The following is a 19,962-nucleotide window of genomic DNA, read 5'->3' on the forward strand; positions in this document are numbered from 1 at the left end:
TATGTGAGAGCCGCGAGTCGACTTATGGTCGTATCAGCCGCTGGTTCCACTGCTAAGCTGCAAAAGAAGAAAGGCGCCTTCATATAGGCGCCTTTTTTATGACCCGCCATCCTCGGCGGTCACCCTGCGGGCCGTCGCGATGCGACGTTAAGAATGGCTCCCGGCCATTTTTTGTCTGCTACACGCAACCTGTGTGTTCTCAAGGAGTTAGACCATGAGTGCCTTTCACGACCTCAACCTGCGTGCACTGGATGGCCAAGAGCTGCCGCTGGCACCCTTCAAGGGGCAGGTGGTGCTGGTGGTTAATGTGGCTTCCAAGTGTGGCCTGACACCCCAGTATGCTGGCCTGGAAAAGCTCTATCAGCACTATAAGAGTCAGGGCTTCAGCGTGTTGGGATTGCCGTGCAATCAGTTTGCCGGGCAGGAGCCTGACAGCGAAGAAGCCATTGCTACGTTTTGCAGCCTCAACTACGGCGTGACCTTCCCGTTAGGCAGCAAGCTTGAGGTGAATGGGCCGGACCGCCATCCGCTGTATCGCCTGCTGGCAGGTGAGGGGGCCGAATTCCCGGGGGATATCACCTGGAATTTCGAGAAATTCCTCGTCGGCCATGACGGCCGTGTGCTGGCGCGCTTCTCGCCGCGCACCACGCCGGATGATCCGAGCATTATCCAGGCGATCGAAAAAGCCCTGGGATAAGGCCATTTGCGCCAAGGCTGCGGACTAAGCCGGTATACAGCTTGTTCGCAGCCAGGCATCGCGGCTTAATCGGTTGATCTGCCGAGGATGCCCCCGATGAGCCTGTTTCCCGCTGACACTGCTATTGCCCCCGCTACCCCTGCCGCACTGCGCGAGCTGATCGAGAGTCGTCGCGCGGTACGGCGCTTTACGGCCGAAGTGGTGCCTGATGAGGTGGTGCGTGATTGTCTGGAGCTGGCGGTGCTCGCCCCCAACTCCTGCAACCTGCAACCCTGGAGCTTTCAGGTGATTCGCGACCCGGCGTTGCTGGCCCGTTTGCATCCGGTGTGCATGAGTCAGAACGCCGCCAAGGCGCCGCTGATCATTGCCGTGCTGGCGCGCCCGGATACCTGGAAACAGGCTTGCCAGAACATCATCGACTACTGGCCGGAGCCTGAAGTGCCTGCGCGGATTCGCCGCTTCTACAACAAGACCGCTCCCTTTCAGTACAACCAGGGCCCATTCGGTCTGTTTGGGCTGTTCAAACGTCAGCTGCTGCGGGTGGCTGCCTGGCGCAAACCGCTGATGCGCGCGCCCAACAGCCAGGCGCAGATGCGCATCTGGGCGGTGAAATCCACGGCGTTGGCGGCGCAGAACCTGATGCTGGCCTTCCAGAGCCATGGCTATGCCACCTGCCCGATGGAAGGTTTTGATGAGGTGCGCCTGCGCAAGACCCTGAACATCCCGCGCCAGGCGTTACCGATCATGTTGCTGGCGGTGGGCAAGCAGGATGAAAAGGGCGTGTATAACCCGCGCCTGCGTTTTCCGTTGGAGCAGCACGTGACATGGCTATAGCCGTAGGTTGAGGAGCAGAGCGATGAAGCCGCCAATGCCAGTTGGGCTTCGCTGCGCTCAACGCCAACCTACCCATGCTTCTATCAGCTTTACAGCACGCCGGCTTTTTTCCAGGCCAAATAACTGCTCACCAGTTGCGGTCCCAATTCACTAGGCCGCGCATCCAGTACCGGCACCCTGTTGGCTATCAGGCGTTCGTGCAGGCCGGCGCGGGCGTTCAGGTAGTCCAGTGTGCCGCAGTAATCCAGGGCGCTGGAGAGGTCCTGCACCGGGGTGTGGCGTAGGGTATCCAACACTTCTTCACGCAGGCTGGCGACCAGCACGCGGTGTTGGCGGCTCAGGCGTTTGACCGCGCCGAGCAGCGCCTGGTCATCCTCATCGCGCAGGTTGGTGACCAGCACCACCAGGGCGCGGCGTCGTTGACGGCTGAGCAGGTTTTCCACGGCGGCCGTGAAATCGGCCGGTTGCTGGGTGCTGCGCAGGTCGTACAGCGCATTGAGCAGCACACTCAGCTGCGCCTGACCTTTGACCGGCGCGAGGAAGCGGTTCTGCTCGCTGGCAAAGGTCGACAGGCCGACCGCATCGCCCTGGCGCAGCGCCACGTAGCTCAGCAGCAGCGACGCGTTGAGGGCGTGATCGAAATGCGACAGCTCGCCATCCTGGCTGCGCATGCGGCGGCCGCAGTCGAGCAGGAAGACGATCTGCTGGTCGCGCTCATCTTGATACTCGCGGGCAATCGGTGTGCGTTTGCGCGCGGTGGCCTTCCAGTCGATCTGCCGCAGGGTGTCGCCGTCGCGGAATTCGCGCAGCTGATGAAATTCCTGACCCAGGCCGCGGCGTTGTTGCTGGCGTACGCCAAGCTGGCTGAGCCAGTCATCCACCGCCATCAGTTGCGCGCCGTACAGCCGGGCGAAATCCGGGTAGACGCGGGTTTCACCGGCCACTGGCAGATAACGGCGGGCGTGCCACAGGCCCATGGGGCTGGGCAGGCTGACTTCGCACTGCGGGAAATGGAAATGCCCGCGCAGTAGCGGGCGCACGCGGTAGCTGACCTGCGTCTGCTCACCGGGGTGCAGATCGACCTTGAGTGGCAGGTGCTCGAAGGCCATCTCGCCGGGCAGATGGTCGAACACCTCCACTTGTAGCGCACGTGGGTAGCGGTGGTGCAGATCCAGCCGCACTTCGCTCCAGCGCCCCAGCGGCAGGTTGCCGGGTAGCTGGCGCTCGATGCGCGGCGAGGGCACTTGGCGCAGCAGCAGGGCGTCGATCAGCGTCAGGCCGAGCAGGACCAGCAGCAGGCCCCAGTAAATCGGGGTGAAGCTGCGCGGCACGGCAACGCCCAGGGCGCTGCAGATACCCAGGGCAATGCTGAGAAGGAACAGACCGGCGAGCAGCGCCAGCAGCGTGCGCGCGGGCTTCATGCGGAGGCGCCTCTCAATGCGGGCTTTTGCCAAGTACGGGTCATAGGCGCGGTGCCGGAACCTGGTCGAGCAGCTGTTGCAGCACCTGATCCACCGACAGGCCTTCGATATCCAACTCCGGCGACAATCGCACGCGGTGACGCAGTACAGCCAGGGCGCAACCCTTGATGTCATCCGGCAGCACGAAATCACCGCCGCGCAGCAGCGCACGGGCGCGGCCGCAGCGCACCAGGGCAATCGAGGCGCGCGGCCCAGCGCCGATGGCCAGGCCCGGCCAGGTGCGGGTGGCACGGGCGATACGTACGGCGTAGTCGAGCACCTGTTCATCAATCGGCAGGTCACTGGCAATTTTCTGCAGTGCGAGTACATCGCGGGCCTGCAGCAGGGTGCGCAGCGGGGTGACTTCGAGCATGTCGGCTTTGCTCGAGCGCGCCACCTGGCGAACCATGTTCAGCTCTTCACTCTGCTCGGGATAATCCATGCGCAGCTTGAGCATAAAACGGTCGAGCTCGGCTTCCGGCAGCGGGTAGGTACCTTCCTGCTCGATCGGGTTCTGCGTGGCCAGCACCATAAACGGCAGCGGCACATTCAGCGCGCGGCCTTCCAGGGTCACCTGACGTTCCTGCATGACTTCCAGCAGCGCCGCCTGGGTCTTGGCCGGGGCGCGGTTGATTTCATCCGCCAGCAGCAGGTTGGTGAACACCGGGCCCTTGCGCAGCTTGAACTGCTCACTTTGCAGGTCGTACACGGCGTGGCCAGTGACGTCGCTGGGCATCAGGTCCGGGGTGAACTGGATGCGCGCAAACTCGCCGCCAAAGCAGCGCGCCAGGGCGCGCACCAACAGGGTCTTGCCGAGGCCAGGAACGCCTTCGACCAGCACATGGCCGCCGGCGATCAGGGCGCTGAGTACATCGTCGATCACCGCCGTCTGGCCGATCAGGGCTTTCTGCAGTTCACCACGCAGTGCCTGAGCCAACTGGCTGGCGCGCTGGCGCTGCGCATTCGGGTTGGCTGCTGCAGCTGCCGGGGCAGCTGGTGCTGGGGTCGGTACAGGCGTTTCGGTGGCAGCAGCTTCGACGGTTTCAGCGGCGACAGGGGCTGACTCGATGTCGCTGGCCGGCTGTTCGGGTGTGTGTTCGCTCGTCATAGGGCATTCCTGAGGGTTTGCAGGTTGGCGACCTGGCGGGTGAAGTCGGCGGCGGCCAGGCGCTGCTTGGGCAACGGCCGCATGGCTTGGCTGATAACGCTGGAAGGCTGGCGGGTCAGGCGGCTCAGCACCTGCCACTGCTCGGCCACCGCGAGGCGTTCGAAACCGGGGTGACGATGCCGCGCGCGGCGCTGGATGTCTTGTTGCAAGCCTTGTAGCAGGCTGTGCTGACCGTTGTGGCGCAGGAGGAAGTCAGCGCTACCACGCAGGTGTTCCTGCAGCTGGCGGCGATTGCGACTGGCGGGCAACAGCAGCGGGCCTTGGCGCATGCCCAGATGCCATAGGCCGAATGCCAGCAACAGCGTGAGTGCAGCCAATGCCTGCGGGAAGTGTTCGAGCAGCAGGCTGAACAGGTCGTCGCGGTCGGCGCGGTAGAGCAGGGTAACCTGGCTGTCCTGGGTCATGTACCAGAGCAACCAGGCGTTGTCGTATTCGCCGATGCTCTGGTTCTGCCAGATCCAGCTGTCGCTGACCACGCTGATCAGGCCGTCACCATGGTAGAGCTGCAACAGATGGGTGGCTGCGTCGCTGTTGGCCCAGGCGTGGGCGCGGTTCTCGGAGTCGTAGAGGTGAAAGTCGGTGTCGAAGTTGAAGTAGGCCGGCGCCTCTTCGTTTTCCAGATACAGCTGGGTCAGCTCCGGGTAGGCATTGTCTGACTCAGTGGTTGCATCTGCCGCAGCCTCCGGTTCGGCTTGTGGCTCAGCGTCAGTCGTGTTCTCTGCTGAGGCGTCTTCTTCCGCTGCTTCGCTGGCGTCCTCGTCAAGCTCTTCACTTTCGTATTGCTGGATGCCCAGGCTGTCGAGCAGCAGATCGCCGCTTTTGCCTTCCTCTTCATCCCACAGCCGCTCGGCGACAAACAGCAGGTGGCCGCCTTTGGCCGTCCAGGCCAGCAGGCGTTCGGCCTGCTTGGGCGTCATGCGGTTGCGGTCGCCGAGCAGCAATAGGGTCTGGCCGGCGCTCGGCAGGTTCTGCATGACCTCCAGGCCATCGGCGCGTTGTACCTGCAGGCCCTGTTTACGCAGAAAGTGCTCGGCGGCGAGGTACGGGTTGGCTTGGGCCTCGGGTGAGGGGCCGTGTTCGAGGGTTTCCTCATAGGGCGTGAGTTTACCCAGCAGGTAGATGCCCAGCAGGCCGAGCACCAGCAATAGTCCGGCACCGAGGAGAAACTGAATGCGCCGGTTCATGCCTGCGCCCCTTGTTCGAATAGGCGTCGCCAGGCATTGCACAGGCCCTGTTTGAGTGCCGCGGGCGGTAGTCGATGGCCGTAGGCGAGGTTCTGCCAGTGGCGGGTCAGGGCCTGGCTGAAGTGGCTGAGGTCTTTTTGTTGCAGCGCCTGCACCATTTGCAGCACTTCGGCTTCGGTGTGCGAGCTTTTCAGCGGCAGGCGCTGTTCGTGCAACATGCGGCTGAGCAGGGCGCGGTAAAGCAGGCCGAGTGCGGCGCGTGGCTGTTCATCCCAGAGTCGTTCCACTTCACCGGGGATATCCGCGGGCAGGCTTTGTGGCGCCACTTCCAGGCCAAACAGCTGCTCAGGTGACTGATAGGTGCGGGCTTGCGGCAAACGCAGGCGACCGGCAAAGGCGCTCAGCCAGTCGCGGTAGCGCCACAGCAACCAGGCGATCAGGCTGAACAGTGCCGCCCACAGCAGCACCTCGAAGAACAGCGCCACAGCATCGACGCTTTTCCAGAATTCGGTAAGTTTGAAGAACTTTTCCAGCAGTTCGATCAGGGCCTTGGCGTCTTCTTCGCTCGGCTCCTTGGGCTCTTCGCCGAGGCGCCAACGGGTGACGGTTTCACGGTGCTCGAAGGGCGGCTGATCGAGCAGCTGGCCGATGCTTTTTTGGGCTTCGGCGCTGGTCAGCGGTTGCTTGAGCAGGCGGTCGGCTTCTGGCCCCATGGGGTCTTCAACCGGCAGCGGGCAGCTGCTTGCGGTTGCGGTTGCGGTATCGGAGGCCATGGCGCTGTTTGGCAGCTGCATCAGCAGCAGGCCGCAGCCTAGCAGCAGGGCATAAGCCATGCCCGTCAGGCGCTGGCGCAGCTGGCGGAAGACCAGTTCGATGTCCCAGGCTTCCAGAGCGGTACGGCGATTCAGGTAGAGGGTGAAGCCGCAGGCGACGTAGATCGGTTCCCAGAGGATCAGCAGCAGAACGTAGGTCAGGTTGGACAGATGCTCGAGCCACAGCCACTCGCCTGAGGCCGCATTGATCAGGCTGTCCCAGGTCCAGTCCAGCTCCATCTGCGCCGGCAGCAGCATGTAGACGAAGCTGATGATGCCAAACCACAGCGCCATTTCCAGGTGCATGCCGACGATGGTGAGCCAGCTGGCACCACCGGCATCACGCTGGCCGAGGACGATCAGACGCTGGCTGCGCGGCTTTCCGGACAGGCCTTCCAGCTGCATCACCGGCAGGTCGAAGCTGCGTGTGGGGCTTAGCCGACGCCAGGTCAGGCTGGCCAGCAGTTGCGGTTTGAGCAGGCCGGGCAAGGCTTTTAGCGCCTGCTTGAGGCTCGGCGTAGCGCCGAACAGGGCATGCGAGAGGATATACAGTGGAAGGCGTTCGTAAGCCGGTTTCAGCCACCAGAAAATCAGTACGGCGATGCTGGGGTAATCCCACAGCAGCAGGCACAGCAGGGCGAAAATCGGCACGGTGACCAAGGCCCAACTGAGCATCAACAGGCCGGCATGCTGTTTGGCCAGCAACACGCCGAGGTCGACGGCTTCCCAGGCGCTACGGGGGCGGATGGCGACGCTGGCATCAGTCAGGCGCATGTGCACCTCGGCCAGCCAGGAGGAGATAAGCCAGCACCAGCAGCCAAAGACCAGCGCCGACTGCATATTTGATCGCGGGGCTGGCCAGGTCCATGGATGACCAGTAGGCCTCGATAAACGCCGCCAGCAGCAGAAATACGATCACCCCACCGACCAGCCGTACGCTGCTGCCGGCCGCGACCCGCAGCGCCTCGCCGCGTGGCAGGCGGCCGGGAACCAGCAGCGCCCAGCCGAGCTTCAGGCCGGCCGCGCCGGCCAGGGCAATGGCCGTGAGTTCGAAAGAACCGTGGCCGATGACGAACGACCAGAAGGTTTCACCGTAGCCGATCTGCGTTAGATGGCCGGCCACAGCGCCAATCATCAGGCCGTTGAACAGCAGGAAGAACAGGCTGCCCAGGCCAAACAGCAAGCCGCTGGCAAAGGTCTGAAAGGCGATGCCGATGTTGTTCATGATGTAGTAGCCGAACATCATCCAGTCATCACCGGAGTCGCGTTCGCTGAAGCGGCCGATGCGCCTGGCGTCGGGGTCATACATCTTTTCCATCTCGCCGACCTGGTCAGGCGCCATCACCCCGTAGACCAGGTCAGGGAAGTGATACACCAGCGTGCCCATCAACAGCAGGCTGCCGAAGAACAGCAGGCTGGCGGCCACGACAAAACGCCACTCGGCACGCACCAGGCGTGGAAATCCAGCCAGGATAAACCCGAGCAGTTGTGCCCCCAGTGGGCTGCGATGGCGATAGAACTGCTGATGGCCACGCATGGCCAGCAGCTGCAGTTTCTCGATCAGGTGGCTGCTATAGCCCCGGCTCTGGGCCAGGGCCAGGTGCTGGCACAGGCTGCGGTAGTTGGCGGCAAAGGCCTTGCATTGCTGGCTATCGGCCTTGCCGCGCTCAAGGGCTTCGAGCTGCGCATTGAAGGCGTGCCACTCGGCTTGGTGCTGGTGTTCAAACAGGCTCTGTTTCATGTCTGCCCCAACAAGCCACGGGCAATCCCGTGGATCTGCTGTTCGGCCTGCTCAGCAGGTACCTGCAAGGGCTCGGCAAGAATGCTTGCCAGCTCCTGACGCCGTGCACTGGATAGACTCTGCGCTCGCTCGGCAAAGCTGAGCAGGGCGCGTTGCTCACTCAGGCTCATGCTAAACGGTGCACGAATAGGCTCGGCTTGCGGCAGCTCGGGTGCTGTCGGGGCGTTATCGCGGTACACCACCAAGGTGCCGGCGGCGATATCGCCGAGGCGTTTGAACGCTGGGTGATTCAGGCAGCTGAGAATGCCCAGGGTGTAGCCAAACGGCAGGATGTCGACGAAACGCAGCAGGTTGCGCGTGAGCGAGGCGGCCCAGCCAATCGGCGTGCCGTCATCATGAATCACCCGCAAGCCCATCATCTGTTTGCCGGGCGAGCGGCCCTGGTTGAGCACTTCAAACAGCACCATGTACCACCAGGTCACCAAAAACAGCAGGATGGTGCCCAGGCCCATACCGAATTGGCCGAGCAACGCCAGCACGGCAAACAATGCGCCGAGCAGCGCACCGCGAATCAGCAGGTCGATGCTGAAAGCCAGCGCGCGCGGCACTACACCGGCTGGACGCAGGATCAGGTCGATGCCTTCCGGCGTTTCCACCTTATAGCGGGTATCCAGCAGCGGGCGGGCGGCGACTGAAACAGAGGTTGGCGTGGGCGACATCGGCAGACTGCGTCGAGGAAAGCCCGATGCTAGCCAGCAGCAGGCGGGGAAGCAACCGGCTCAAACGTTTGAGCCGGTGCAAAGAGAGTTATTTATTGCGGTGCCGGCAGTACCCCGAAGATGGTGCGGTAGAGCACACCGATGGCGATGGTGAACAGCGGGATGGTCCAGACCAGGCCGATACCCAGCGGGATGGCACTGATACCGGTGATCAGACCGAGCAACAGGAACAGGCCGAAGACCTTGAACCAGTGCTGGGTAATTGCCTTGCGTGAGACTTCCAGGGCTTGCCAGGGGCTCAGACCGCGCTCGACCACCAGAGGAATGGCCAGCATATAGGCGATGGCCAGATACAGACCGGGAATGATCAGCAGAATCATGCCGAGGTAGATCAGCAGCATGCTGATAATGGCGGTGATTACCAGCGGTATGGTGCGGCCGAAGTGACTGAAAATATCGTTGAAGCTGATCGGTTGGTCGGCAGCGCGACGGATGCCAATCATGTTTATCCCGGCCATGAAGGGGTAGGCCAGTGCTGAGGCGAAGATCCCGACGACCATTTCGACCACGACGGCCAGCATCGGACTGTCACTGACCAGGCCCAGGATGCCGAAGAAGCCGCCAATCAGAAATGACGCCGCTAGAAGTACAACGTAAAAAACCAGGAAACCACCGATGATGATGCCTTTGGTGCCTTTTACCCGTTGCCAGGCTTCGCTGAGCAAGTCGCTGATGGTGAAGTCATAGCCACGGCTCAGGGCTTCTTCGATGCTCGGCACCTGGCTGTCGCGTGGCGCTTCCTGCAGTGCGCTGGCAGGAGCAGCGTAGGGATTGCTGGGGTTGATCTCACTCATGGGGCGTCCTTGTGCAGAGTGGTTAATTGAGTTTCCCACTTTAGTCGTCGCCAGGGCGCCCTACAAGGCGCAGACCCCAAGCGGGGCGTGCGCTGGTGCAAGGTTCTGTGCTTGTCTGCGTGATGGCGGTGGGGTGCTAGACTGCTCGCGCCTCAGCATCAGGACATGACAGTGACTTCCAGCCTCTTTTGGTACGACTACGAAACCACCGGTATTGACCCGCGGCGCGACCGGCCGCTGCAGGTAGCGGGGATTCGTACCGATGAAGACCTCAATGAAATTGCCGAGCCGCTGAACATCTACTGCCAGCCCAGCGACGACATCCTGCCGCATCCGGCAGCCTGCCTGGTGACCGGGATTACCCCGAGCAAGCTGGCGCTGCATGGCCTGGATGAAGCCGAATTTATGGGCCGTGTGCATGTCGAGCTTTCGCAGCCTGGTACCTGCGGGGTGGGCTACAACAGCTTGCGTTTTGATGATGAAGTGACCCGCTACAGCCTGTACCGCAATTTCTTCGACCCCTATGCCCGTGAGTGGCAGGGGGGTAATAGCCGTTGGGACCTGATCGATCTGGTGCGAACAGCTTATGCATTGCGCCCTGAAGGCATCACCTGGCCAGAAGAAGAGGGCCGGGTGACGCTCAAACTGGAGCGCCTGACCACTGCCAACGGCATCGAGCACGGTCAGGCCCACGACGCGTTATCCGACGTACGTGCGACCATTGCCCTGGCGCGCCTGCTGCGCAGCAAACAGCGTAAACTCTATGACTACCTGTATCAGCTGCGCAGTAAGCAGCGCGTGCAGGATCAAATACGCCTGCTGCAGCCATTGGTGCATATCTCCGGGCGCTATGCTGGAGCGCGGCATTTCCTGGCGGTGGTCTTGCCGTTGGCTTGGCATCCGCGTAACCGCAATGCGTTGATTGTCTGCGATCTGCAGGCCGACTGCGCGCCGCTGCTCAATGAGTCCGCCGAAACATTGCGTACGCGTCTTTATACGCGCCGCGAGCAGCTGGCTGAGGGTGAGTTACCCGTGCCGCTGAAGTTGCTGCATATCAATCGTTGCCCGGTTGTGGCTCCCATGAATGTACTGCGTGCGCAGGATATCCAGCGCTTGCAACTGGATCTTTCGGCATGTCAGGCACAGGCCAAGCAATTACAGACTAATGCAGCTGTTTGGCGGGACAAACTGGTGCAGGTATATGGCGAAGAACAATTCACGCCGAACGAAGATCCGGAACAGCAGTTGTACGATGGGTTTATTGGCGACCGCGATCGGCGTTTGTGCGAACAGGTGCGGCGTGTGGATCCACAGCGTCTGGCTGATGCCGCTTGGCCATTTGATGATGGACGTTTGCCTGAGTTGCTGTTTCGTTACCGTGCGCGTAACTTTTCCACGACCTTGAGTGCGGATGAGCAGCAACGTTGGCGAACATTTTGCCAACAGCGCCTGAGTCGTCCGCAATATGGCGCACCGAATACGCTTGAACAATTTGAGCAGGCGCTGGCTGAGGTATTGGCCGGAGTCGATGCTGCGCAGCATGCAGTTTTGCAAGAGTGGCGTGAATATGCTGAGCGCCTGCGTCAGCAATATGCCCTCTGATATGTACGGGTAATAGTCTGCTATTGCAGTGAAGTGCACCTGGAAAAATGACGGCGGCCATCTAGCGGCGCGCGTGGAGTGGCTGCCATGGATGACCGCCCATTAAAAACGCCAGCAGGGCTGGCGTTTTTAGGTGCAGCAGGGTCAGCGTGTGCAGCTTAGCCCAGCAGGGTTGCCCAGCCTTCAACGACATCACCGCCCCACTTGGCTTTCCACTCTTTCAGCGTTTTGTGGTTGCCGCCTTTGGTTTCGATAACTTCACCGGTGTTCGGGTTTTTGTACTGTTTAACTTTGCGGGCGCGTTTGGTGCCAGTTGTTTTGGCGGCGCGGGTGATTTTGCTGCCTTTGGCTTCTGGGTCAAGCATGGCAATGATGTCACGCAGCGACTTCTGGTATTCGCCCATCAGTGCGCGCAGTTTGCCTTCGAATTCCAATTCTTTTTTCAGCTTGTCGTCTTGCGACAGATTTTTCAGGCGGTCTTGCAGTTCTTTGATGGCTTCTTCTGTGGCGCGGTATTCGTTGATCAACGACATGTTGGGGTACCTTTATTCGGGGTTGGCGATTAAGTGATAACAATAGTAGTCAGGCACTTTTCACAAGTAAACCGCTTTGTCGGTATTTTTCATGAATTGTATTGTTAAGTTGTGCGTACACGCGTGGACTAATTCTAGATTGCTGATTATTTGCGGTCATTCGGATTAGTTCCGCGCTGGCGCTTAGTTGCAGTTCTTTACATATGCTGAGCCGTGAGTGGCGCTAGCACGGCCCTGGCGGGTACTGCAGTTTTTCTGCGCAGTGACTAGAATGTGCGACTTTATTTGCGTGCTGGAGCCGCTGATGCGTACTTTTCGATTGGTCATTGCCTGTCCGGATCGGGTTGGGATTGTGGCTAAGGTCAGTAATTTTCTGGCCACTTATAACGGCTGGATTACTGAAGCGAGCCACCATTCGGATAATCAGAGTGGCTGGTTCTTTATGCGCCACGAGATTCGCGCCGATTCTTTGCCTTTTGATCTGGATGGGTTTCGCCAGGCCTTTGCGCCGATTGCTCGCGAGTTCTCCATGGAGTGGCGTGTGACCGACTCCGCGCAGAAGAAACGCGTGGTGCTGATGGCCAGTCGCGAGTCACACTGCCTGGCCGATCTGCTGCACCGCTGGCACAGCGATGAGCTCGATTGCGATATCCCCTGCGTGATCTCCAACCATGATGATTTACGGAGCATGGTCGAATGGCACGACATCCCGTATTTCCATGTACCAGTCAATCCGCAGGACAAGCAGCCAGCGTTTGATGAAGTTGAGCGTCTGATCAACGTGCACAATGCCGATGTGATCGTTCTCGCTCGTTACATGCAGATACTTCCGGCGCAGTTGTGCGCGGAGTTCTCCCAGCGTGTGATCAACATCCATCACAGCTTTTTACCCTCTTTCGTCGGGGCCAAGCCCTATCACCAAGCCTCGCTACGTGGGGTCAAACTGATTGGTGCGACCTCGCACTACGTTACTGAAGAACTGGACGCCGGACCGATCATCGAGCAAGACGTGGTACGCGTCAGCCACCGTGACAGCATCGAAGAGATGGTGCGCCTGGGTAAGGATGTGGAGAAGATGGTGCTGTCCCGTGGTCTACGCTATCACTTGGAGGATCGAGTGCTGGTGCACGACAACAAGACAGTGGTGTTCGACTGAGTGCTCACCGCGGTTCAGGGCACGCCAAGAGGATGTGCTGATGCTCAAGTCAATCAAGGTGCGTGACTACATGACCCGTAATCTGATGACTTTTCGTCCGCCATCAATCGTTTATCGGAGCGCCGTATTTCCGGTGCTCCGATAGTCGACGGCCAGGGTCATCTGGTGGGGCTGTTGTCGGAAGGGGACTGTCTGCGCAGCATTTTATCCGGCGCTTATTACGAGTCGGCTGGTGGTGATGTCAGTGCGTACATGACCACGGATGTCGAGGTGATTTCGCCCGAGGCCGATATCATCGAGATTTCCGAGCGTTTCCTGCGTGGCCGGCGGCGTCTTCCTGTAGTTGAGGGCGGGCGGCTGATCGGTCAGGTTAGCCGGAGCGGTGTATTGCGTGCAGTGAAGGAATTTGCCCAGCATGACGAGGGGCGTGTGTTGATTAGCTGAGGCGCGAGAGCCATGAGTGATCCACTCGAAAGAGCTATTGCTGTTGCACCGCCGATTCTGGGGGAGGGGTGTACTCAGCGTTACGACCCGCGGGCGCTGAGCGCGGAAGATGGTGCAGAGTTTGTCGATGCTGCCGAGTTGTGGCGCAAGCTGCAGCAACCATCTGAGGAAACCGATCAACAAGAATAACTACGGGGCGCTGGATTGGCGCCCCGTAGTTTTGCCCGAAGGGTCAAATACGGAAGCTGTCGACCAGATGCTTGAGCCGCTGGGCCTGTTGTTCCAAGTCACCGCAAGCGCGCAGGGTGGCGTTAAGGTTTTCCACGCCCTCCTGGTTGAGGGTGTTAATTTCAGTAATGTCCATGTTCAGCGCTTCGATGACTGAAGTCTGCTCTTCGGTGGCGGTCGCTACAGATTGGTTCATGCCATCGATCTCACCAATCCGCTCCGTGACGCTACTCAAGCGCGAACCGGCCTGATTGGCGATTTCGACGCTTTCTTCGCTGTAGCGCTGGCTCTCGGTCATGGTGATGACCGACTCGCGTGAGCCTACTTGCAGCTCTTCGATCATCTTCTCGATTTCCTGTGCTGATTCTTGGGTGCGGTGCGCGAGGTTGCGTACCTCGTCGGCGACCACCGCGAAGCCCCTGCCTGCCTCGCCGGCGCGGGCAGCCTCAATGGCCGCGTTGAGGGCCAGCAGGTTGGTTTGTTGGGAGATACTCTTGATCACTTCGAGAATCTGCCCGATGTTTACTGTCTTGCTGTTGAGTGTTTCGATATTGCCGCAGGAGGCGCTGATCTTGCCGGACAGCTCGTTCATTGCCTGAATGGTTTTTTCCACTACCTGGCGGCCGTCCTCGGCAAGCTGGCGGGCGTCAGATGCCTGATTGGAGGCATCAGCGGCATTACGCGCAATTTCCTGAGCCGCTGCGCCCAGCTCATTGATGGCGGCTGCAACGCTGTTGGTCCGGCTGGCCTGTTCATCTGAGTTGATCATCGATGAGTTGGAGGCTCCTACCACCAGTTTGGCCACTTCGTTGACCTGGCTGGTTGCTGAGGACACCTCGCGAATCGAACTGTGGATACGTTCCACAAACTGGTTGAATGCGCTGGCCAGGCGGCCGAATTCGTCTTGCGATTGAATGCTTAGGCGTTTGGTCAGATCGCCCTCTCCCTGTGCTATGTCCTCCATGGCTTTACCCATCACATTCAGTGGCTGCATCAGAACGCTGATCAACATGCTGAGCAGCAACATGATGAGAACTACCGCAATAAGGGTTGCAATGATGGCGGAGGCCCGAAATTCGCTGAGCATTGCATAGGCCTTGCCCTGATCGATCGACAGCCCCACATGCCAGTTCACGGACGGCAGTCCTTTTACCGGGGCGAACGTCAGAATTCTGCCTTCGCCGTCGAGTTCAGCCTCATTGACGTCGCCGCTGATGGTCGGCGTGTTTTGGGGATAGATATCGCTGAGGTTCTTCATTACCAAAGCTTTATCCGGGTGCACCAGAATCTTGCCGTCAGCGCTGATCAGAAAGGCATACCCCATGCCGGCAAAGTCCAGCGAGTTGATGATTTCGACCAGGGTGTTGAGGCTCAGGTCGCCACCCACCACGCCCGCTGACTTGGCCGGAGTGGCGATGGTGATGATCAGCTCGCCCGTGGCTGCATCGATATAGGGTTCGGTCAAGGTGCTGCCACCGGCAGCCATAGCGTCTTTGTACCAGGGGCGTTGGCGAGGGTCGTAGTCGGCCGGCATTTCTTCATTGGGGCGCATGGTGAAACTACCATCGGCGCTGCCCAGGTAGGTAAAGGCAAATGTGGAGGCCAGCACTTTCTGTTCCAGCAGGCTAACCAGGCCCTCTTTCGAGGAGTCATTGGCTACCGATTGGGCAACGTTTTCCACTAACAGGATGCGACCGGACAACCAGTTGGCAATGTTGCTTGCCGTCACATTGCCCATCTCTTTCAGGTAACTTTCCAGATCCTCTCGGATGGCATTGCGCTGCAGGTAGTCGTTGTAGAGGGTGAACAACGAGAATGCAGCGATGACTACCAGTGAGGCTGCCAATAGGATCTTGTGGCTGAATTTCAGGTTGTTGGTCATGGCTTCTTGCGTCCGTTAAGGTCTGGCATCAGTCTTGTGCTGATGCGGGCAATGCATGGCTGCTGAGAGCGCGTGCTCACTTTGTCGGCTTGATTGAAGTAAAGCTTTAACTTCGGAGATAACAAGATGGCAGAAGGCGCTGAGTTCATTATTGGCGGAGATCCGCAGGGCCTGTCGGTCGGCCAGGCCCTGCGTCTGGCGAATCGTCACGGGCTGATTGCCGGTGCCACGGGCACCGGTAAAACCGTGACGTTGCAGCGCTTGATCGAAACCTTCAGCGATGCTGGCGTGGCGGTGTTTGCCGCCGATGTCAAAGGCGATCTCTGTGGCCTGGGGGCGGCCGGTACACCTCAAGGTAAGGTGGCCGAGCGGATCGCCAGCATGCCCTGGCTCAATCATCGGCCGAGTGCTTATCCGGTAACCCTGTGGGATGTGCAAGGCAAGAGCGGCCACCCGCTGCGCACCACGCTCAGCGAGATGGGCCCGCTGCTGCTGGGCGCGCTGCTGGAGTTGACCGACAGCCAGCAGGCGGCCCTTTATGCGGCGTTCAAAGTGGCGGACCGCGAGGGCTTGCTGCTGCTTGATCTGAAAGACCTCAAGGCGTTGCTCGCGCACCTGAAAAATCACCCTGAAGTGCTTGGTGAAGACAGTGCGCTGTTTACCGCGACCTCCTCACAGGCCCTGCTGCGCAAGCTGGCCGGGCTGGAGCAGCAAGGCGCCGAGGCGTTGTTTGGCGAGCCTGCGCTGCAGTTGGAAGACATTCTGCACCCTGACCGAGACGGTCGCGGGCGCATTCACCTGCTGGATGCCAGCCGCTTGGTGCATGAGGCACCGAAGGTCTATGCGACCTTCCTGCTTTGGCTTCTGGCGGAACTGTTCGAGCAGCTGCCGGAGCGTGGCGATGCCGATAAGCCACTGCTGGTGCTGTTCTTCGATGAGGCGCACCTGCTGTTTGCCGACACACCCAAGGCCTTGCAGGAGCGCCTGGAGCAAGTGGTGCGCTTGATCCGCTCGAAGGGTGTGGGTGTCTACTTCGTCACTCAGTCGCCGGGCGATCTGCCAGATGCCGTGTTGGCTCAGTTGGGGTTGCGTATTCAGCATGGTCTGCGCGCTTTTACCGCGAAAGAGCAGAAATCGTTGCGTGCGGTGGCGGACGGTTTCCGCCCCAATCCAAGTATCGACACCCTGGCGGTGCTGACCGAACTGGGCATTGGTGAAGCGCTGGTCGGTACGCTGGAAATCAAGGGTACCCCTGCCATGGTGCAGCGAGTTGCGGTGGCGCCGCCGCAATCGCGGATTGGGCCGCTGAGTGAAAGCGAGCGTGCCGCGTTGATTCGTCAATCGCCGCTGCTTGGGCGCTATGACCGACCGATCGACCGTGAGTCGGCCTATGAATTGTTGATGGCGCGCGCCGAGCAGGCTGCCGAGCAGCATGCAGCAGAGGCCGAACCCGGCGCCGCCAGCAAAAAAACCGAGGGCAACAGCCTGGGCAGTGCAGCGGGCGAGCTGCTGGGTGGCTTGGCCAGCCAGGTGATGAAAACCGCCATGCGCCAAGCCGCCAACCAGATTGGTCGGCAGTTGGTACGTGGCCTGTTGGGCTCGTTGATGGGCGGTAAAGGGCGTTGAATACCAGGCCATCCCCTTACGGGGATGGCCTGCGGACCTTGCGTCAGCTGGCGGCCTCGTCGGCTTTGCTGCACAGTTCTTTTTCGATTTTTTCCAGTTCTTTTTCAAACGCTTGGTCAAGAAGGTTGGCCTTCTTGCGCCATGGCTTGCGCTCGGGGTCCGGTTGAGCGGCGTAGGTGATGACTTCCCCGCCGTAAACATCCTTGTAACGCTGCGCCTGGCGCTCGAGTTCAGCGCGCAGTTCGTCTTTCGTCACGTAGTTACCCATGGTCTTGAAGCAGAAGTGTTGGCTGAATGTCAGGTGTTTGCCTGAGCATTTGAAGCGGCCAATAAGGTTTAACCTGCGCGCTTATTGAAGCGGGTGAATAGTCTCAGGGGCTATTACCGCCGTATGTGAACTCTTTAATGCGTTATTTAAAGGGCTGCTTATAGCGCGCCGGGTAATTATGGCGATGCCGAGTTAAATGTCCAGCCCGCTGGGATGAGGGCAGGGGGGCATAACGCCGCAGGGTTGTTGCTGTAGGGTGGCTGATTTATTCAATGCTGCATTTCTACTAATCCTATATCTACTTGATTTTTAAGTATTTTTCTAAATTAAAATTGACGCCAGGTTTACGGCGTGATGCTGCAGTTATTCGAAAGATTGCCCATTATTAGGGGCTGTGTGCACAACGGCCCTAAATGCCGGTTAGGCTGTGAGGTATTCAGTGGCGAGCGGGTGCACGGAATAATTCCGGGTGTTGGGGCTTTGGGGAGATTACATCCAGATAGTCGGTTGTGGGCGCCCCAATATGGCATGCGACATGCGGCGTCATGCCTGCCAGTGTGGTTGCGTAACACGCCGGCCGTTGTTGTGAAATACCTTGCAACCTCTGTGCGATTGAGGAAATCCATGCGCCTCTCTATATTTCCCCCCGCAACGCCGGGCCCCTCTGACAGCTAACCGCTGCCATGTCGGAGTTGCAGTTTGTACAACTTCGACACTTAGAGGAGGGGCTCATGACTGCCCTAGAAACGTTTCTTTTCGCCGACTTCCTCGGCACCGCCACCTGGCTGTGGCTCTCGTTCCTCGCTGTAGTAATCACCCTGCTGGCCTTCGATCTGGGGGTTCTGCACCGCGATGAACGCGAAATCGGCGTCAAGGAAAGCTTGATGCTTTCCGCTGGCTATATCTCCATGGGTCTGCTGTTCTCCGTCTGGGTGTTCTTCCAGAAAGGCGGCGATGCCAGCATGGATTACCTCACCGGCTTCCTGATCGAGAAATCGTTGTCCATGGACAACGTTTTCGTGATTGCCCTGATCTTCAGCTTCCTGGCCATCCCCCGCCGCTATCAGCACCGCGTGCTGTTCTGGGGTATTCTGGGCGTGATCGTCCTGCGCGCCATCATGATCGGCCTGGGTGCCGCTTTGATCAGCGAGTTCGACTGGATTCTCTACGTGTTCGGCGCCTTCCTGCTGCTGACCGGCGTGAAGATGCTGTTCTCCAAGGTCGACGACGAGCCCGATCTCTCGAATAATCGCTTCGTCAACTGGCTGCGCAACCACCTGCCGGTGACCGACCGTCTGCACGATCAACGCTTCTTCGTACGGCAGCCGGATGCCAGCGGCAAGCTCAAGCTGTGGGTGACGCCGCTGTTCCTGGCGCTGATCCTGATCGAGCTGGCCGACCTGGTGTTCGCCGTGGACAGCGTGCCGGCGATCTTCGCCATTACCCAGGACCCCTTCATCGTCTACACCTCGAACATCTTCGCCATCCTGGGCCTGCGTGCGTTGTATTTCGCCCTGGCAGCGATGATTCACCGCTTTGCCTACCTCAAGTACGCTCTGGCGCTGGTGCTGGTGTTTATCGGCGGCAAGATCTTCCTGGTTGGCATTATCGGCAAGATTCCGGCTGTCATTTCCTTGAGCGTGACCCTGGGTCTGCTGTTGGGTGGTGTGCTGCTGTCGCTGTGGAAAACCCGTGGCCAAGCCCCGGCTGAACCGCAGAACTGAATGCAAACCGGTGGCGGCCGCCCGTCGGCTGCCACCCATCAAATTGGCAACACAGAGTAATGGAGACCGTGATGAACAAAGCGCTGCAAATGACGGCCCTGGGGCTGGTACTGGCAGGCCTGGTCGGTTGTGATGCTGCCGAGCAGTCGGCGCAGAAGCTGGCCGAGAAGGCGGAACAAGCGGTGCAGGATGTAGCCCGCGAAGCGGTTGATGAGACCCTGCAGCAACTCAACAAACAGGTGGATGGCGTCCAGCAGTCGACCAATGAATGGCTGGGCAAGCCCGCCGAGGATGCGCAGCCGGACGACGCGTCGAAAGAGCAGCCGTCAGCTGGCGACTCAGCGGAGCCGGTCGATAACTCGGCGGTTGAAACCTGAGTGCCGCTCAGGGTGTCTTGCGCAGCGCCTCGCAACTGGGCGCGTAGTTCTGCTGGCAGGCACTCTTGAATAAGGCCCTGGCCTGTAGTGGATCACTCGGTACGCCTTGCTCGCCCGTCAGGTAAAGGTTGCCGAGGATGTGCTGAGCCATCGGGTTACCGCCGGCCGCCGACTGGTTCAGGTATTTGAGCATCTGCTGCGGGTTGTGAAACTGCCGATTGTCGCGACCGGTGTACAGGTAGGCCAGACTTACGGCCGCCATGGCGTGACCCTTGTCGGCGGCCTGTTTCCACCAGTGCTCTGCCTGCTTGAGGTCTTTGGGCTGACTGACAAAGTACAGGCTGCCAAGTTGGAACTGGCTGTCGAGGTCGCCACGATTGGCCTGGCGGCGCAGGTCGGCCTGGGCCGCGGCGGTATCGTTCTGCCCGCTATCGGTCTGGGTTCCGGCGGCTGAGGGGTGGGTGCGCTGGCGCAACCGCCGAGCAACAGGCCGCTGCACAGCAGTGTTGTGAGTAGATAACGAAGGGCCATGTGCGGTGTTCTCCTGTACCTGAGTCGGTCGTTAACAGCACACTGCCCGTGCGCCGGCAAGTTGCGCCCGTGTGCAATTCATATCAGTTTGTCGCCTGCTGCGTTTCCTTGCGTGGGGAGAG

Annotated in this window: 19 protein-coding genes and 2 pseudogenes; 9 read left to right on the forward strand and 12 right to left on the reverse strand. The window is 60.0% G+C overall.

The features are described 5' to 3' along the window. Nucleotides 1-214: 214 nt before the first annotated feature. The gene (locus tag DBR00_RS07415; RefSeq protein ID WP_108487024.1) at nucleotides 215-697 is read left to right on the forward strand and encodes a glutathione peroxidase; all 483 of its coding nucleotides are present in this window, start codon (nucleotides 215-217) and stop codon (nucleotides 695-697) included. A 96-nt stretch (nucleotides 698-793) separates the two neighbouring features. Then, nucleotides 794-1,531, forward strand: a complete 738-nt coding sequence (locus DBR00_RS07420) for a nitroreductase family protein (protein WP_108487025.1) — start codon at nucleotides 794-796, stop codon at nucleotides 1,529-1,531. 89 nt (nucleotides 1,532-1,620) lie between these two features. Here the strand turns inward: DBR00_RS07420 and DBR00_RS07425 are convergent, their stop codons facing one another. From DBR00_RS07425 to DBR00_RS07455, 7 genes are all read right to left on the reverse strand, one after another. Then, nucleotides 1,621-2,952, reverse strand: coding sequence for a DUF58 domain-containing protein (locus tag DBR00_RS07425; protein ID WP_108487026.1), 1,332 nt, complete (start codon nucleotides 2,950-2,952; stop codon nucleotides 1,621-1,623). Between the two features lie 40 nt (nucleotides 2,953-2,992). After that, the gene (locus DBR00_RS07430; protein ID WP_256582947.1) at nucleotides 2,993-4,099 is read right to left on the reverse strand and encodes a MoxR family ATPase; all 1,107 of its coding nucleotides are present in this window, start codon (nucleotides 4,097-4,099) and stop codon (nucleotides 2,993-2,995) included. Beyond that, nucleotides 4,096-5,343, reverse strand: coding sequence for a DUF4350 domain-containing protein (locus tag DBR00_RS07435; RefSeq protein ID WP_108487027.1), 1,248 nt, complete (start codon nucleotides 5,341-5,343; stop codon nucleotides 4,096-4,098). Before DBR00_RS07435 ends, DBR00_RS07430 begins: the two co-directional genes overlap by 4 nt. Further along, on the reverse strand, nucleotides 5,340-6,929 hold the full coding sequence (locus DBR00_RS07440; protein WP_108487030.1) for a DUF4129 domain-containing protein: 1,590 nt from the start codon (nucleotides 6,927-6,929) through the stop codon (nucleotides 5,340-5,342). Before DBR00_RS07440 ends, DBR00_RS07435 begins: the two co-directional genes overlap by 4 nt. Further along, nucleotides 6,916-7,896 carry a stage II sporulation protein M gene (locus tag DBR00_RS07445; protein WP_108487028.1) on the reverse strand — a complete coding sequence of 327 codons (981 nt, stop codon included), beginning with the start codon at nucleotides 7,894-7,896 and terminating at the stop codon, nucleotides 6,916-6,918. Before DBR00_RS07445 ends, DBR00_RS07440 begins: the two co-directional genes overlap by 14 nt. Next, nucleotides 7,893-8,615, reverse strand: coding sequence for an RDD family protein (locus tag DBR00_RS07450; protein ID WP_108538032.1), 723 nt, complete (start codon nucleotides 8,613-8,615; stop codon nucleotides 7,893-7,895). The genes DBR00_RS07445 and DBR00_RS07450 overlap by 4 nt, the downstream gene beginning before the upstream one ends. A gap of 92 nt (nucleotides 8,616-8,707) precedes the next feature. Continuing rightward, nucleotides 8,708-9,469 (reverse strand): hypothetical protein, encoded by a 762-nt coding sequence (locus DBR00_RS07455; RefSeq protein ID WP_108490685.1) that lies wholly within the window; start codon nucleotides 9,467-9,469, stop codon nucleotides 8,708-8,710. A gap of 171 nt (nucleotides 9,470-9,640) precedes the next feature. Between DBR00_RS07455 and sbcB the strand changes: the two genes are divergently transcribed. Further along, complete coding sequence (sbcB, locus tag DBR00_RS07460) at nucleotides 9,641-11,071, forward strand: exodeoxyribonuclease I (protein ID WP_108490687.1); 1,431 nt, start codon at nucleotides 9,641-9,643, stop codon at nucleotides 11,069-11,071. A 158-nt stretch (nucleotides 11,072-11,229) separates the two neighbouring features. On the opposite strand, the gene mvaT is transcribed toward sbcB, so the two are convergent. Next, nucleotides 11,230-11,604: a histone-like nucleoid-structuring protein MvaT gene (gene mvaT / locus DBR00_RS07465; protein WP_090248939.1), complete on the reverse strand. Its 375-nt coding sequence runs from the start codon at nucleotides 11,602-11,604 to the stop codon at nucleotides 11,230-11,232. Between the two features lie 304 nt (nucleotides 11,605-11,908). On the opposite strand from mvaT, the gene purU reads away from it, so the two are divergent. The 3 genes and pseudogenes from purU (at nucleotide 11,909) to DBR00_RS20725 (ending at nucleotide 13,393) form a co-directional block, all read left to right on the forward strand. Continuing rightward, nucleotides 11,909-12,760 carry a formyltetrahydrofolate deformylase gene (gene purU / locus DBR00_RS07470; RefSeq protein ID WP_108490686.1) on the forward strand — a complete coding sequence of 284 codons (852 nt, stop codon included), beginning with the start codon at nucleotides 11,909-11,911 and terminating at the stop codon, nucleotides 12,758-12,760. A gap of 40 nt (nucleotides 12,761-12,800) precedes the next feature. After that, nucleotides 12,801-13,204, forward strand: a pseudogene (locus DBR00_RS07475) (CBS domain-containing protein). A 12-nt stretch (nucleotides 13,205-13,216) separates the two neighbouring features. Next, nucleotides 13,217-13,393: a hypothetical protein gene (locus DBR00_RS20725; RefSeq protein ID WP_177479925.1), complete on the forward strand. Its 177-nt coding sequence runs from the start codon at nucleotides 13,217-13,219 to the stop codon at nucleotides 13,391-13,393. A gap of 43 nt (nucleotides 13,394-13,436) precedes the next feature. Here the strand turns inward: DBR00_RS20725 and DBR00_RS21410 are convergent, their stop codons facing one another. Further along, nucleotides 13,437-14,201, reverse strand: coding sequence for a methyl-accepting chemotaxis protein (locus DBR00_RS21410; protein ID WP_371920636.1), 765 nt, complete (start codon nucleotides 14,199-14,201; stop codon nucleotides 13,437-13,439). A 93-nt stretch (nucleotides 14,202-14,294) separates the two neighbouring features. Continuing rightward, nucleotides 14,295-15,314 (reverse strand): annotated as a pseudogene (locus tag DBR00_RS21415) (cache domain-containing protein); the annotation flags it as partial. A gap of 126 nt (nucleotides 15,315-15,440) precedes the next feature. Between DBR00_RS21415 and DBR00_RS07485 the strand changes: the two are divergent. Further along, complete coding sequence (locus DBR00_RS07485) at nucleotides 15,441-16,940, forward strand: helicase HerA-like domain-containing protein (protein WP_108485819.1); 1,500 nt, start codon at nucleotides 15,441-15,443, stop codon at nucleotides 16,938-16,940. A gap of 43 nt (nucleotides 16,941-16,983) precedes the next feature. Here the strand turns inward: DBR00_RS07485 and DBR00_RS07490 are convergent, their stop codons facing one another. Further along, nucleotides 16,984-17,196, reverse strand: coding sequence for a hypothetical protein (locus DBR00_RS07490; RefSeq protein ID WP_108485864.1), 213 nt, complete (start codon nucleotides 17,194-17,196; stop codon nucleotides 16,984-16,986). Between the two features lie 743 nt (nucleotides 17,197-17,939). Between DBR00_RS07490 and DBR00_RS07495 the strand changes: the two genes are divergently transcribed. After that, nucleotides 17,940-18,932 carry a TerC family protein gene (locus tag DBR00_RS07495; protein ID WP_108485820.1) on the forward strand — a complete coding sequence of 331 codons (993 nt, stop codon included), beginning with the start codon at nucleotides 17,940-17,942 and terminating at the stop codon, nucleotides 18,930-18,932. A gap of 71 nt (nucleotides 18,933-19,003) precedes the next feature. Continuing rightward, entirely contained in the window at nucleotides 19,004-19,309 is a 306-nt protein-coding gene (locus DBR00_RS07500) for a hypothetical protein (protein WP_108485821.1), read from the forward strand. Nucleotides 19,310-19,316: 7 nt separating this feature from the next. Here DBR00_RS07500 and DBR00_RS07505 read toward each other — a convergent pair whose 3' ends face one another. Then, entirely contained in the window at nucleotides 19,317-19,784 is a 468-nt protein-coding gene (locus DBR00_RS07505; protein ID WP_256582948.1) for a tetratricopeptide repeat protein, read from the reverse strand. Nucleotides 19,785-19,962 lie beyond the last annotated feature (178 nt).

The sequence above is a fragment of the Pseudomonas sp. HMWF032 genome (assembly GCF_003060885.1).
Lineage (GTDB): Bacteria > Pseudomonadota > Gammaproteobacteria > Pseudomonadales > Pseudomonadaceae > Aquipseudomonas.